The 13,559-nt window shown below is 72.9% G+C and carries 13 protein-coding genes; 6 read left to right on the forward strand and 7 right to left on the reverse strand.

The window, feature by feature from the left end; all coding sequences use genetic code 11:
• Positions 1 to 19: 19 nt before the first annotated feature.
• On the reverse strand, positions 20 to 487 hold the full coding sequence (locus RV983_RS32715; RefSeq protein ID WP_475989319.1) for a winged helix-turn-helix transcriptional regulator: 468 nt from the start codon (positions 485 to 487) through the stop codon (positions 20 to 22).
• Positions 488 to 590: 103 nt separating this feature from the next.
• Here RV983_RS32715 and RV983_RS32720 point away from each other — a divergent pair, with 103 nt between their 5' ends.
• Positions 591 to 2,159 (forward strand): MFS transporter, encoded by a 1,569-nt coding sequence (locus tag RV983_RS32720; RefSeq protein ID WP_475989320.1) that lies wholly within the window; start codon positions 591 to 593, stop codon positions 2,157 to 2,159.
• Between the two features lie 332 nt (positions 2,160 to 2,491).
• Here RV983_RS32720 and RV983_RS32725 read toward each other — a convergent pair whose 3' ends face one another.
• The 6 genes from RV983_RS32725 to RV983_RS32750 form a co-directional block, all read right to left on the reverse strand.
• On the reverse strand, positions 2,492 to 3,163 hold the full coding sequence (locus tag RV983_RS32725; RefSeq protein ID WP_475989321.1) for an alpha-ketoglutarate-dependent dioxygenase AlkB family protein: 672 nt from the start codon (positions 3,161 to 3,163) through the stop codon (positions 2,492 to 2,494).
• Positions 3,160 to 4,002 carry an ABC transporter substrate-binding protein gene (locus tag RV983_RS32730; RefSeq protein ID WP_475989322.1) on the reverse strand — a complete coding sequence of 281 codons (843 nt, stop codon included), beginning with the start codon at positions 4,000 to 4,002 and terminating at the stop codon, positions 3,160 to 3,162. The genes RV983_RS32725 and RV983_RS32730 overlap by 4 nt, the downstream gene beginning before the upstream one ends.
• Positions 3,999 to 4,733 (reverse strand): 2OG-Fe(II) oxygenase, encoded by a 735-nt coding sequence (locus RV983_RS32735; protein ID WP_475989323.1) that lies wholly within the window; start codon positions 4,731 to 4,733, stop codon positions 3,999 to 4,001. Before RV983_RS32735 ends, RV983_RS32730 begins: the two co-directional genes overlap by 4 nt.
• 13 nt (positions 4,734 to 4,746) lie before the next feature.
• Entirely contained in the window at positions 4,747 to 5,256 is a 510-nt protein-coding gene (locus RV983_RS32740; protein ID WP_475989324.1) for a methylated-DNA--[protein]-cysteine S-methyltransferase, read from the reverse strand.
• Positions 5,257 to 5,373: 117 nt separating this feature from the next.
• Positions 5,374 to 6,882 carry an AlkA N-terminal domain-containing protein gene (locus tag RV983_RS32745; RefSeq protein ID WP_475989325.1) on the reverse strand — a complete coding sequence of 503 codons (1,509 nt, stop codon included), beginning with the start codon at positions 6,880 to 6,882 and terminating at the stop codon, positions 5,374 to 5,376.
• Between the two features lie 56 nt (positions 6,883 to 6,938).
• Complete coding sequence (locus tag RV983_RS32750; RefSeq protein ID WP_475989326.1) at positions 6,939 to 7,358, reverse strand: hypothetical protein; 420 nt, start codon at positions 7,356 to 7,358, stop codon at positions 6,939 to 6,941.
• 309 nt (positions 7,359 to 7,667) lie between these two features.
• Between RV983_RS32750 and RV983_RS32755 the strand changes: the two genes are divergently transcribed.
• From RV983_RS32755 to RV983_RS32775, 5 genes are all read left to right on the forward strand, one after another.
• Positions 7,668 to 7,793 (forward strand): hypothetical protein, encoded by a 126-nt coding sequence (locus RV983_RS32755; RefSeq protein ID WP_475989327.1) that lies wholly within the window; start codon positions 7,668 to 7,670, stop codon positions 7,791 to 7,793.
• Between the two features lie 525 nt (positions 7,794 to 8,318).
• Positions 8,319 to 9,611, forward strand: a complete 1,293-nt coding sequence (locus tag RV983_RS32760) for an ABC transporter substrate-binding protein (protein WP_475989328.1) — start codon at positions 8,319 to 8,321, stop codon at positions 9,609 to 9,611.
• Between the two features lie 53 nt (positions 9,612 to 9,664).
• Positions 9,665 to 10,510 carry a carbohydrate ABC transporter permease gene (locus RV983_RS32765; protein WP_475989329.1) on the forward strand — a complete coding sequence of 282 codons (846 nt, stop codon included), beginning with the start codon at positions 9,665 to 9,667 and terminating at the stop codon, positions 10,508 to 10,510.
• Complete coding sequence (locus RV983_RS32770) at positions 10,510 to 11,433, forward strand: carbohydrate ABC transporter permease (RefSeq protein WP_475989330.1); 924 nt, start codon at positions 10,510 to 10,512, stop codon at positions 11,431 to 11,433. Before RV983_RS32765 ends, RV983_RS32770 begins: the two co-directional genes overlap by 1 nt.
• Positions 11,430 to 13,541, forward strand: coding sequence for an alpha-galactosidase (locus RV983_RS32775; protein ID WP_475989331.1), 2,112 nt, complete (start codon positions 11,430 to 11,432; stop codon positions 13,539 to 13,541). The genes RV983_RS32770 and RV983_RS32775 overlap by 4 nt, the downstream gene beginning before the upstream one ends.
• Positions 13,542 to 13,559 lie beyond the last annotated feature (18 nt).

Genomic DNA, 13,559 nt, shown 5'->3' on the forward strand with positions numbered 1-13,559 from the left:
GGGGAAAAAGACCTACGCGTCAGGTGCGCGCACGCGCACCCGGGCCGGGCCGGCGATCGACCTCGTCGCCGGAGGCGACGAGGTGGCCGTCTTCGCACATCAGCGCGACCCGGACGGGCGCCCCGCACGCGTGGTGGGTCGCCAGCAGCGACGGACCCTCGGGGTCCGCGAGGTACGTGTCGCCCCAGTTGCGCAGCGCGGTGATCAGCGGGTAGAGGTCCTTGCCCATCGTGGTGAGCGCATATTCCGAGCGCCGGCGCGCGCCCGGCTCCTGGTAGTCGCGCAGTTCCAGCAGACCCCGATCGACCAGGCCGTTCAGCCGGTCGCTGAGGACCGAGCGGGACACGCCCAGGTGGGTCTGGATGTCGCTGAACCGCCGGATCCCGCGCGAGACCTCGCGCAGGATCAGCAGCACCCACGGCTGGCCGAGAAGGTCGACGGCGCGTCCCACGGAGCAGTTGGAGGTGTCCTGGTCGAGGTAGTCCATGCGGCCGATCCTATCTGAGTTCTACTGAAGAACTCAGGCATGGTAGCGTGCGGCACCCCGGCTGAGTTTGACGGCCGGACTCAGCCCAGGAGGGACACCACTCATGACACCCCCGACCGCCGCCGGCGCGTCCGTCGCACCGCCCCGCACGCAGCCGCCAGCCGTTCGGCAGAGCCGCAGGCAATGGATCGGGTTCGTCGTCGCGAGCCTCGGTCAGATGGCGATGTTCGTGAACATCACCCAGACCACGGCGGTCCTCGCGCCCCTCCAGCAGGACCTGCACGTATCGGGCTCCGCGCTCGTCTGGATCGCCGGCATCTACTCGATGATGGTCGCGAGCTTCGTGCTCTCCGCCGGCACGGTCGGCGACATCCTGGGACGCCGCCGCGTCTTCGCGCTCGGCATGGTGCTCCTGGGGGCCGGAAGCCTCGTCGTCTTTCTGGCGTCCGGTGCCGGGACGGTCATCGTGGGCCAGGCGCTCATGGGCATCGGCGGCGCGGCGATCCTGCCCAACAGCCTTTCCCTGGTCACCCACATGTTCCCGGACCCGCACGAGCGCACCCGGGCGGTCGGCATCTGGGTCGCCGTGTCCGGCATCGGGCTCGCCTTCGGTCCCGTGGCGGCCGGGCTGATCCTTGAGCGCTTCTCCTGGAACGCGGTGTTCCTGGTCAACGTGGTGCTCGCGGTGGTCGTGCTGATCCTGACTCCTCGTTTCGTCACCGAGAGCCGGCAGCCCGGCCGCCACCTCGACCCGCCGGGCCTGGTACTGGCCGTGATCGCCATCGCGGCGCTCAACTACGGCCTGGTCGAGGGCGGTCACAGCGGATACGGCACCTGGCACGCGACCGGGGCGTTCGTCCTCGCCGCCGTCGCGCTGGCCGCCTTCGTCACGCAGGAGTCCCGTACCCGCACGCCGATGCTCAACCTGCGGCTGTTCCACAACCGCACCTTCGCCACGGCCAACGTCGTCGCCATGATCGGCCAGTACGCGTTCGTGGCCGTCGCCTTCGCCCAGGTGCTCTACTTCGAGCGCGTCCGGCACGAGTCGATCCTCCACGCGGGACTGCTGCTCCTGCCGGTGATGATCGCGTACGTCCTGGTCAGCTATGTCGCCGCCGGGATAGCCCGGCGCGTCGGCTTCAAGACGACCCTCGTCACCGGAAATGTGCTCGCCGCGGTGGCCGCGCTGCTGATGACCGCGCAGACCCCCACCACGTCGATCGCCGTCATCGGGGTGCTGATGGCCCTGTTCGGGGCCGGCGCCGGGCTCATCCTGCCGCCGGGCACGGCCGCGGCGGTCATCAGCGTGCCGCACACCGACGGCGGCATGGCCAGCGGCACGGTCAACCTCTTCCGTCAGGTCGGCGGCACCCTCGGTGCGACCGTCACCGGCACCGTCCTCACCAGCGGCCTCGCTTCCCGGCTGCCGGACGCGCTCGCCGAGCGCGGCACCCCGTCCGCGGTCACCGGCCAGGTGGTCAAGGCGGTCGGCAGCGGTTCCTCGGGCGCGGGCCTGCCCGCGGGGCTGCGGGCCACCGTGGACTCCGCGGTCGGCGACGCCTTCTCCGGCGCACTGCACCTGGCCGTGCTCATCCCGGGTGTCGCCATCGCCGTGGCGGCCGTCGCGGCCGTCACACTGGTGCGCAACCGTCCCACCCCGCAGCAGCACTGATCCCGCCGCCTCGTCGCCCGCGCGTCAGGACCCCGCCGCGCCCGAAGCGGCGTGCCCGGCCGAGGTACGCGGTCACGTGGACTGCACCACGGTCACCGAGAGCGTCGCCGGCGTGGGCGCGTCGGTCGCGGTGCAGTCCCGGGGTCGGTTCGCGGTCGGTGCCGGCAGCCAGACCGACTTCCCGCGCTCGCAGGTCACCGGGCGCCTGGACGTGGTCGGCACTCCCATACAGCAGGACGCAGCCTCCCCCTGTGACCCGTGGAGATCGCGGACGAGGCCGGCGCCCCGGTCGCCCGCGGCCGGGTACGGCTGTTCAACCGCGATCCGCCCGGTCACTGACCGGGCGGATCCGTCAGTCCGGTGACCCGCAGGGTGATGTTCAGCCGCCCGGCCGTGAGACCGGTGGCCGGGTCGCCGGTCCCGGGCAGGATTCCCGTGACCCCGTGGTAGGCGAAGCGCGACGGGCCGCCGAAGACGAACAGGTCGCCGGAGGCCAGTTCCAGATCGGTCCAGGGGCGGTTGCGGGTCTCAGTGTTGCCGAAGCGGAAGAGACCGCTGTCGCCGATGGTGAGCGACACCACGGGGGCGCCGGAGCGTTCGTCCTTGTCCTGGTGCATGCCCATCCGGGCGTCCGCGTCATAGAAGTTGATCAGGGCGGTGTCCGGTGCGTATCCGTCGCCCGCCGCCGGGTCCTGGTAGGCGTCCACCAGCGCCCGGCGGCCCATGTCGGTCAGCCAGCCCGGGAAATCCGCGACCCGGGCACCGTTCACGTCATCCGCGGTCCGCGTATAGCGGTACGGCTGCCAGTGCCAGCCGACGCAGACGGTCTGCACCGACATCACGCCGCCGCGCGGCAGCCTTGTGCGGCGCATGGGAACCGGCCCGGTGGCCCATGCGCGGCAGGCGGTCACGAGCCGCCGCTGTTCGCCGGGACCGAGCCAGCCCGGCACATGCACCGCGCCCGGCGCGACCTCCAGCCGGGGGCGCGGGATCAGCGCGCTCATAGGGCGCCTCCGGCGGTCTCCCGGACGACCCAGCCGCGGTCGAAGCGCCAGACGCCGCCGTCGGGCGCCGCCCCGCGCAGTCCCTGGAGTGCCGACGCGCCGGTCGCGGCCGCGATGCGGGGATCGCCGAGCGCGGCGAAGCCGACGGTGCGGGCGGGGTCCCAGCCGGTGCTGTGCCGCAGCCGGCGGACGAGCTGAGCCCCACCGCGGGGCGCCGCCGCGATCACCCAGGCGTCGGGCGGATCCGCGGTCAGCCGCAGGGCCGGCCGCAGCCAGGAGGCGGCGCTCTCGGGCCAGTCCACGACGGCGGCGACCTCGCGGCCCGCCGTGTGCCAAGCGGCGGCGAGGGCCGCCGCGGCGTCACGGGAGGCCGCGTCGCGGCCGTGCCCGATCGCCACGACCCGCGCGCCGTCCAGCAGCCTGAGGAGAGCGGCCAGTTCCGCCGCCGTGTGGGCCGCGGGCGCGGGCGCTTTCCCCAGGGCGGTCAGGTCGCCGGCAGCGAGGAGGGGCGATGCTGTCCCGTTGCCGGGGAGATTCGGCAGTGCCATGGTGTCGGGGTCCTGGTTCGCTCGGCTCGCCTTCCATTGTGCGTACCGCCGCGGCAGGCATCGCGCGCACGGCCGGTGGCCCGCCGCAACCGCCGTGGCCTCGTCGGCGAAGAACACCCGCTCCCGGACGTAGCCGCCGCGGGCCAGCGCCCGCAGCGCGCTCGGGCAGTCGAGCCTGCCGTAGAGGCGGCCGCGCCGGTGCCCTCCGAGGGTGCCGGGCGCCGCGCTGGGGTACGGCAGTCCGTCCGGTCCGGTCAGCGTGTACGTCCGGGCGGGGCGGGGACGCGTCACGCCGCGTCGTGGAGTACCAGCCCCAGCGTGTGCCGGCGGCCGGAACGGACGGTGCTCACGCCGTGCCGCATGGGGCCGGCCGACCAGCCGCGCGCGGAGCGGACGGGGCGGTCGCGGGTGGTGAACACCAGCGCGTGGCCCTGGGGGAGTGCGACGGCCGAGCCCCGGGACTGGGCACGCGCCCGCTGCTCGGTCATCAGGAACTCGCCGCCGGTGTAGTCGTCGCCGGGCACGTCCAGGCCGATCACGACCTGGAGCGGGAAGACCAGGTCCCCGTAGAGGTCCTGGTGCAGCGCGTTCCAGTCGCCCGGGCCGTAGCGCAGCAGGATCGGCGTCGGCCGCCGCTGGCCCGCGGCGTGACACATCCCCAGCCACTCCTCCAGGGTGTCCGGCCAGGGCGCGGGGCGGCCCAGCCGCGCCGCCCAGTCGCGCGCGACGGGCAGCAGCCGGGGGTAGAACGCCTCCCGCAACTCGCGCATGAGGTCCGGGAGCGGATGGGCGAAGTAGCGGTACTGGCCGGAGCCGAAGCGGTGCCGGGCCATGTCGACGGTCGAGCGGAAGCGCGCCGGCTCGTCGTACAGGCCGGCCACCGCACCGCATTCGGCGGGGGTGAGGACGCGGTGGGCGGTCAGGGCACTGCCGTACGCGTCGAGCTCGCCCGCCAGCGCGGGCCAGTCGGCGGCGGCGACCCGCGCGGGGACCGCCGCCGGGGCGTGGGTGGTGGGGGTCATGCGGTCCTCCGGGTCAGGCGGTGCGGTGGCCGGATTCCAGCGTCAGCAGGTGCTCCTTGCGCGGCATGCCCCCGGCGTAGCCGGTCAGGGCGCCGCTGGAAGCGACCACGCGGTGGCAGGGCCGGACGACCAGCAGGGGGTTGCGGCCGATCGCGGCGCCCACCGCGCGCGAGGAGCTGCGCGGGATGCCGCACCGCTCCGCGACGTCGGCGTACGAGAGGGTCGTGCCGTAGTCGATGGACTCCAGCGTCTTCCACACCTGCTGCTGGAACGGGGTTCCGGCCGGGGTGAACTCGATGTCGAAGCGGGTCAGTTCGCCCGCGAAGTACGCCGTGAGCTGGCCGAGGATCCCGGCGAACGCCGCCCGGTCCTCGCGCCAGCCGGCCTCGGGGGCCGTGACGCCGCCCTTCTGCCCGGGAACGGACAGCGAGGTGAGTGCCGTGCCGCCCCTGGCGGTCGTCGACTCCTCGCCGACGAGCAGGAGTTCACCGAGGGGGCTCGGCGTCGTGGTGTAGACCGTCATCGGTCCGGTCCTTCCGTCGTTCGTGCGGTACAGCTACGATTCTTGCCCTTCGGCGAGGGCGCTGCTGGCGGGATTCGGACGTCGCATTCCCGCTGCCCGAAGTGCCTTCCGGGCCCCTCAGGACACGGTCTGCCCGGCGTTCCAGAGATGGTGCGCGGCGTAGGTGCGCCAGGGGCGCCAGGCCTCGGCCTCCTCCAGCGAGACGCCCGCCCGCGCGGCGCCCGCGCGCACCGCCACGTCGTCCTCCAGCAGGACGTCGGGGTCGCCCAGGGCGCGCATGCGCAGGTAGCCGGCTGTCCAGGGACCGATGCCGCGCAGGGCGAGCAGCGCCTTCTCCGCGGCGTCCCGGTCGACCCCCGGGTCGAGGACGACGGTGCCGTCGGCGAGCGCGGCGGCGAGGCCGCGGAGTGTGTCCCGGCGGGCACCGGGCATGCCGAGTGCCTCCAGCGACGCCCCCGCGAGGGTGTCCGCCGCGGGGAACAGATGGGTGAGGCCGCCGCTCGGCGCGGGCAGCGGCGTCCCGTACGCCGTCACGAGCGCGGCGCCCAGATGCCGCCCCGCGGCCAGGGTGACCTGCTGGCCCAGCACGGCGCGCACCGCCGTCTCGTGCGGATCGGCGGTGCCGGGTGCGCGCGTGCCGGGGCGGAGCGCGGCCAGCGCCCCCATCGCCGGGTCGGCGGCGAGCCGTTCGGCCACCGCGTACGGGTCCGCGTCCAGGTCGAACAGGCGCCGGATGCGCTGGGTGGCGGTCGTCAGGTCGCGCAGCTCGCTCAGGTGCATACGGCACTCCAGCCAGCCGCCGCCCTTGCCCGCGGACTCGCGCACCTCGACGACGGCGTGGCCGCCCGGCAGGCGCAGTGTGCGGCGGTACGTACGGCTGCCGGGGAGACCGGTGACCTCCTCGATGCCCCGGAGGGCGCGGAGCTCCAGGTGGTCGAAGACCTGCCGGGTGTCGTAGGGGCCCCGGTAGGCGAGCCGCAGCGGCACCCCGGCGGCGGGGGAGGCGCTCTCGCCGGCCCCGGCGGCGCCGGCCGCGGAACGCCCGTTGCCGGGCCGGGCCGCGCGCAGTTCGGTGGGCGTCATGCCGTAGATCTCGCGGATCGTGTCGTTGAACTGGCGCACACTCGCGAAACCGGCGGCGAACGCGATTCCGGCCGCCTGCATCCCGGTCGTCTGGAGGAGGATGCGCGCGGTGTGCGCCCGCTGCGCCCGCGCCAGGGCGATCGGGCCCGCGCCGAGTTCCGCGTTGAGCTGCCGTTGCACCTGGCGGGCGCTGTATCCGAGCCGCGCGGCGAGGCCGGCCACGCCCTCGCGGTCCACGATGCCGTCGCCGATCAGCCGCATCGCCCGGCCGACGACGTCGGCCCGCACGTTCCACGCGGCGGAGCCGGGCACGGCGTCGGGGCGGCACCGCCGGCAGGCCCGGAAACCGGAGCCCTGCGCCGCGGCCGCGGTCGGGAAGAAGCGCACATTGCGCTGCCGGGGCGTCACGGCGGGGCAGCTGGGACGGCAGTAGATCCCCGTCGTCGTCACCGCGAAGAAGAACTCCCCGTCGAACCTGGCGTCCCGGCTGCGCACCGCCTCGTACCGGCGGTCTTCCCTCGTCACCCCTCCACTGTGCGGCATCCCGCACGCGAACACCGGCGGAAATCGGACGCAGTGTTCCGTGGTGGTGCGCCGGGTCAGGTGCCGGCCGCCCGGGCGGCGCGGCGGATCCGCCACCCGAACACCGCCGCACCGAGGGGGAGGCCGACGAGCCCCCCGAGTGCGGAGCCCACGCCGAAGGAGTCCGGGGAGATCCACCCCTCCACGGCGTCTCCCAGCAGGATCAGTGCCAGCAGCGTGGCCAGGGCGGCGACCGCGGCGGAACGCCGGCCCGGCGGCCTGGTCCGGTACAGCTCGGCCACCGGAACGCCACCGGCGAAGACGGTGAGCCACAGGCCCGGGAGGGCGGTGCCGGGCAGCAGCCCGAACGCCCAGGCGATGAGTCCGAGGACCGCCAGGGGGACGAGACAGATGAGCAGGTGCACGACCGCGGCGGCGGCGAGATCCCAGGCCCCGTACGGCACGGGACCGGCTCCGGCGGTCTCCTCGTCGGCCATGCCCGGAGCGTACCGGGCGGCCCGGCACGCTCGGCACCCCCGTGTCCTACGAAGGTTCCCGGCGGCGGGTCGGCGCGGGCGTCCACGGGGCGATGCCGCCCGCGGCGAGGCGGTCGAGCGCCGCGCTCAGCCGCCGGCACACCTGCTCGGTCTCCTGGCGCGAACGGTCCCGTTCGGTGATGGTCGCGGCCAGCAGGAGTGCGGTCAGCGCGACCGACCCGTTGAACGCCTGGAGCGAGTTCCGTCGACAGCATCGACAGGGACATCTGGGTCGACGGCAAGGACCTGCCGGTCCGGATCATCCAGGTGATGGGGAAGGCCAAGGCCACCATCGACTTCCTGAAGTTCGGCGACGCCAAGACCGTGACGCCGCCTCCGGCGTCGGACACCGCCGACCTCAGCGCCCAGTTCCGGGCGGCCCAGCCGAAGTCCTGACCGCCTCACCGCCGCTTCACGAACGCCCCCGCCCGCGTGCCGCGGACGGGGGCGTTCGGCTGTTCTGACGTGGGCACGACCGTGGTCCCGCCACCCCGTTTTTAAGTTAATTAGCAATTAATATTGACAGGCCCCGGACGCCCGGCCACAGTTTCCGCCGTGGCACCGACGCCCGGCACGACCGAGGCGGGGTGTGCGTGTACCCCAACTCCCGGGAGTGACAAGTGGCTTCGCATCGTGCAGGGGTGGGCCGCGTCCGCGACGGCTTACTCGCCGCCTTCCCGGGGCTCTGAGGGTCGTTCCGCTGGTCTGTCACACCTCCGGCTCACCTCGTTCCACCAGCTCGTTCGCTCCATCAGGCGTGCCCCCGGGCCTTGTTCGGCCCGAGGTGCACCACCCCAGAAATAAATTAGTAATTAATCTTGACGGCGCGCTGAGCCCTGCGACAGTCTGTTCCTGCCGCACCCAGAGCCGGGCCGTCAGGGGGCCTCAGCTCCGTTCCGTGGGCACATTAGGAGTACACAGATGACCGCCATCAACGCCAGCCGCCGCCGGTTCCTCGTGGGAGCGGGCGCAGTCGGCGCCGGCGCACTGCTGAGCAGCTGCGTCACCCAGAGCCCGGCCGCATCCGGAGGAAAGTCCGGCGGCCCGGTGACCCTGCAGTCCAACCTCTCCTCCCCGCAGGCCAAGGCCGCGATGCAGGAGATCGTCGCCGCGTTCGACAAGCACGGTGAGACCAAGGCGCAGCTCAACACGGTCGCGTCCGAGACCTTCCGTACGCAGCTGCCGACCTACCTCACGTCCGCCAACCCGCCGGACGCCTACACCTGGTACCCCGGCTCCGTCGCCGAGTCGTACGCCAAGAAGGACCTGCTCCTCGACATCAGCGACGTCTGGGAGAAGCCCGAGCTCGCCGGGTACTCCGACGCCCTGAAGAAGCTGTGCACCTCGGCCTCCAGCGGCAAGAAGGTCTTCGTGCCCACCAGCTACTACTGGTGGGGCATGTTCTACCGGAAGTCCAACTTCGAGAAGTGGGGCGTGCAGGAGCCCAAGACCTGGGACGAGTTCCTGGACCTGTGCGACAAGCTCAAGAGCAAGGGCGTCGCCCCCATCGGCCTCGGCGCCGGCGGCGACACCCCGTGGGTCGCCTCCGCGTGGTTCGACTACCTGAACATCCGGGTCAACGGCGCCACGTACCACCGCGAACTCCTCGCCGGCAAGCACCGCTTCGACGACCCCGAGGTGCGCAAGGTCTTCGACACGTGGGACCAGGCGCGCCCGTTCTTCGACCCGAACGGCACGGCGATCCCCTTCCAGGACGCCACCACCGCGCTCCTCCAGGGCCGCACCGGCATGATGCTGATCGGCACCTTCTTCGCCGACGCCGCGCCCAAGGACGCCCTCGGGGACCTGGACTTCTTCCAGTTCCCGATCATCGACCCCAAGGTGCCGGTCGCCGAGGAGGCGCCCACCGACGGTTACTTCGCCAGCGCCCGCACCCAGCGCGCCGACGGTGTCAAGGAGCTGCTGCGCTACCTCGCCACCGCCGAGGCGCAGGAGCTGTACCTCAAGAGCTCGTCCGGCACCACGCTGCCCACCCACCCGGACGCCAAGGACAGCGGTACCCCGCTGGTCCTCAAGGGCCGCAAGCTCATCGAGGGCGCCGCCGACCTCACCCAGTTCTTCAACCGGGACTCCAGCGACGCGCTCCAGCCGACCGCCGACACGGCGCTGGTGCACTACCTGGCGAAGCCCAAGGAGATCGGCTCCATCCTCACCACGTGGCAGCGCAGCGCGCAGAAGATCTGGAGCCAGTGACAATGGCGCTGATCGGCTCAGCACGACGGTCCAGGGCCACTCGGGTGCCCCCGGTGGTCCTGGCCTTCGTTCTCATCCCGCTGCTCGTCGAGGCGTTCTGGGTCTTCTGGCCGGCCCTCCAGGGGTTCTATCTCTCCCTGACCTCCTGGGACGGCCTGGGCGCCCCGAAGTTCGTCGGCCTCGGCAACTTCAGTGAGATGGTGCACGACGCGGTCTTCCGCACCGCCGCGATCAACACGGTGCTGTGGCTGCTGCTCTTCGGCGGGCTGTCCGCCGCCCTCGGACTCGGTGCCGCGCTGCTGCTCCAGCAGGAGCGGCGCGGCATCGCGTTCTACCGGGCGGCGCTCTTCCTGCCGGTGGTCTTCTCGCTGGTCGCCACCGCCCTGGTGTGGCAGGCGATGTACCAGCCGGACGGCCTGATCAACAACGTCCTCGAGGCGATCGGCCTCGGCAGCTGGAAGCACGCCTGGCTGGCCGACCAGGACACCGCCTTCTACGCGGTGATCGTACCGGCGCTGTGGCGCCAGGTCGGCTACGTCATGGTGCTGTACCTGGCCGGGCTCAAGGGCGTCGACCCGGCGCTGTACGAGGCGGCGAAGGTCGACGGCGCCACCCGCCGGCAGCAGTTCCGGCACATCACCCTGCCGCAGCTGCGCAGCGTCAACGCGGTCGTCCTGTCGGTCATCGTCATCGACTCGCTGCGCTCCTTCGACGTCGTGTGGGCGCTCACCCGCGGCGGCCCCTACCACTCCTCCGAAGTGCTGAGCACCTACATGTACTCCACCGCGTTCCAGTCCCTGCGGCTGGGATACGGCTCCGCGCTCGCCGTCGTCATCTTCGTGCTGGCCTTCGGCGTCATCGCGAGCTACCTCGTGCGTGCCTTCAGGGAGGCCGACTGATGACCGCCACCCACGCCGCCACGCGCGTCAAGGACCCCGAGGGTCCGGCGGACCGGGCCGGCGAGGTCCCGGCCGCGCGGCCCCGCCGGTCCCTGTGGCGCGGCCCCGCACTGCGCACCGCCGGCTTCCACCTCTCCGCGGGACTGCTGTCCGCGGTGTGGCTGCTGCCGATCGCCCTCGTCCTGGTCACCAGCACGCGGACGTTCGACGACATCGCCGCGCACGGTGTCGGCAGCTGGCCGCACTCGTTCACCTTCGACAGCTTCCGGCAGGCCTGGGTCGACGGCGGCCAGCAGCGCGCCCTCATCAACAGCATGCTGGTCACCCTTCCCACCGTGCTGCTCTCGCTCGGCCTCGCCTCGATGGCGGCCTTCGCACTCAGCCGCTACGACCTGCCCTTCCGGCGCGCCCTGCTGCTGCTCATGCTCGGCGGCAACCTGCTGCCCCCGCAGATCCTGCTGATCCCGGTCTCCAAGCTGAGCGAAGTGCTCGGCATCTACGACCAGTTGTATGCCTTGATCGGTGTGCAGGTCGGCTTCGGCGTCGGCTTCTACGTGTTCGTCCTGCACGGCTTCATGCGGTCGATCCCCGGCGAGATCCAGCAGGCCGCCGTCGTCGACGGCGCGAACCCCTGGCAGATCTACTGGCGGATCATCCTGCCGCTGGCCAGGCCCGCGCTGGCGGCGCTCTGCGCGCTGTCGTTCACCTGGATCTTCAACGACCTGCTGTGGGCCATCACGGTGCTGCGCACCGACACGCAGATGCCCATCACGGCGTCCCTCATCGGACTCCAGGGACAGTACGTGTCGATGTGGAACGTCATCGCGGCCGGCTCGGTGATCGCCGCCGCCCCGACGGTGGCCGTCTTCCTCCGCTTCCAGCGCCACTTCGTGGCCGGACTCAACCTCGGAGCCGTCAAGTGACCGCGCACGACCGGTGGCTGCTGCGCACCGACACCACCACCTACGCCGTCACCCTCGGCGGCGAGGGCCGCTGGGCCGAGCTCGCCGCCTGGGGGCCGCACGGCGCCGAGGACGGCCCGTCGCCCATGGACTGGTCGCGGCGCACCCACTTCATCACGCCCGCGGACGCCGCGCCGGCCGAGTACATCCCGTACGGGCTGCGGCCGTTCACCGGCGCCGACCTGGTCGCCTCCCGCCCCGGCGGCGACCGCGGCAGCTGGTGGCGCTTCGAGGGCGCCACCCCGGACGGCGACCGCGCGCTGCGCCTGGACTTCGCCGACGACGTGCTCGGCCTGCGCACGACGCTGTGCTACGAGACCGTGCCCGGCACCGATGTCGTTCTGCGCTGGACCGAGCTGACCTGCACCGGGAACAGCGACGTGCGGCTGGAGCGCTTCGACTCCGCCGCCGTCAACGTCCCCGTCCAGGGCGGTGCGCGGCTGACCTACCTGGCCGGCCAGTGGTCGCAGGAGTTCCAGCTGAGGGACGTCACGCTGGAGCGCGGGCGCTTCGAGATGGAGAGCACCCAGGGCTCGGCCGGACACGCGTACCACCCCTGGCTCGCGGTCCAGGACGCCGCCGCCCCCGCCGAGGGCGCCACCCCCACCTACGGCATCGCCCTGGAGTGGTCCGGCAACTGGCGGATCACCGCGGACGCCGAGCCCGGCGGCGCGGTGCGGGTGCGCGCCGGCCGGGTGCCCCACGAGGGCGCGGTCCGCCTCGCCCCCGGCGCCACGCTTGTCACGCCCCGGCTGGCCTGCGCGTTCAGCCCGGACGGGCTCGACGGACTGGCCCGCGTCTGGCACCGCTACGAGCGGCACCTGACCGGCGAGCGCATCGACCGGCCCCGCCAGGTGCTCTACAACTCCTGGGAGGCGACCGGCTTCGACGTCGACGCCGCCGGGCAACTGGAGCTCGCCAAGGTCGCGGCCGAGCTCGGCGCCGAACTCTTCGTCGTCGACGACGGCTGGTTCACCGGACGGCCCGACGACACCGGCGGCCTCGGCGACTGGGACCCGGACCCGGCCGAGTTCCCCGGCGGGTTCGACCGGTTCGTCGAGGACGTGCGCGCCCTCGGCATGGACTTCGGCCTGTGGGTCGAGCCCGAGGGCATCAGCCCCCGTTCGAAGCTGTACGCCGAGCACCCCGAGTGGGTGTACCGCATCGACGGCCGGCCCGCGACGCTCGTGCGCAACCAACTGCTGCTCGACCTCGGCCGGGGCGACGTCCAGGACTTCGTCATCGGCACGCTCGACCGGCTGCTCGGCTCCCACGCCATCAGCTACCTCAAGTGGGACATGAACCGGCCCCCCACCGAGCGCGGCCGCCCCGGCCACCCGGCGGGCGCCGACCCCGAGCTCCAGGACCTCGACGCCGCGCACATCGCCGGCTACCTGCGGGTCCTGGACCACCTGCGCACCGCCCACCCGCACGTCACCGTCGAGGGCTGCGCGGGCGGCGGCGGACGCGTCGAGCACGCCACCATCGCGCGCACCGACGTGGTGTGGCCCAGCGACAACACCGCGCCCATGGACCGGCTGCGCATCCAGTACGGCTACCTCCACGCGCACGCACCGCACACCATGAGCTCCTGGGTCACCGACGCCCCCGGCGTCTTCGACCCGCGGCCCCGCTCACTGGCCTTCCGGTTCGTCAACTCCGCCGCCGGCGTGCTCGGCATCGGCGCCGACATCCGGCACTGGACGCCGGAGCAGCGCTCCGAGGCCGCGCGGTGGATCGCCCGCTACAAGGAGATCCGCGACGTGGTCCACCACGGCGAGGTCCACCTGCTGGGCAGCCCCGCCGACCCGACGTGCGGCATCCAGTTCGAGGAACCGGGCGGCGCCCGCCTGGTGGTGACGGCCTGGAACACCGGAACACTCGACGGCGCGCCCCTGGTGCCCGGCCGGGCCGCCCGGCTCCGGCTGCGCGACGTGCCGCGGGACTCCGTCTGGACCGACACGGCCACCGGTACCCGCTACAGCGGCGCCCATCTGCTGCACTCGGGACTGCCGTTCGCGTGGACGGCGCAGTACGACGCGGAGCTCGTCGTCCTGGCACGCCAGTGACAGCCGGGCGACAATCTG

It is taken from the genome of Streptomyces sp. RLA123 (genome assembly GCF_056270165.1).

Excerpts from the sequence above, each read along its gene's own strand:
- RV983_RS32715 (WP_475989319.1), bottom strand. The coding sequence starts at position 487 with ATGGACTACCTCGACCAGGACACCTCCAACTGCTCCGTGGGACGCGCC.
- RV983_RS32720 (WP_475989320.1), top strand. The coding sequence starts at position 591 with ATGACACCCCCGACCGCCGCCGGCGCGTCCGTCGCACCGCCCCGCACG.
- RV983_RS32725 (WP_475989321.1), bottom strand. The coding sequence starts at position 3,163 with ATGAGCGCGCTGATCCCGCGCCCCCGGCTGGAGGTCGCGCCGGGCGCG.
- RV983_RS32735 (WP_475989323.1), bottom strand. The coding sequence starts at position 4,733 with ATGACCCCCACCACCCACGCCCCGGCGGCGGTCCCCGCGCGGGTCGCC.
- RV983_RS32740 (WP_475989324.1), bottom strand. The coding sequence starts at position 5,256 with ATGACGGTCTACACCACGACGCCGAGCCCCCTCGGTGAACTCCTGCTC.
- RV983_RS32745 (WP_475989325.1), bottom strand. The coding sequence starts at position 6,882 with ATGCCGCACAGTGGAGGGGTGACGAGGGAAGACCGCCGGTACGAGGCG.
- RV983_RS32750 (WP_475989326.1), bottom strand. The coding sequence starts at position 7,358 with ATGGCCGACGAGGAGACCGCCGGAGCCGGTCCCGTGCCGTACGGGGCC.
- RV983_RS32755 (WP_475989327.1), top strand. The coding sequence starts at position 7,668 with ATGGGGAAGGCCAAGGCCACCATCGACTTCCTGAAGTTCGGCGACGCC.
- RV983_RS32760 (WP_475989328.1), top strand. The coding sequence starts at position 8,319 with ATGACCGCCATCAACGCCAGCCGCCGCCGGTTCCTCGTGGGAGCGGGC.
- RV983_RS32770 (WP_475989330.1), top strand. The coding sequence starts at position 10,510 with ATGACCGCCACCCACGCCGCCACGCGCGTCAAGGACCCCGAGGGTCCG.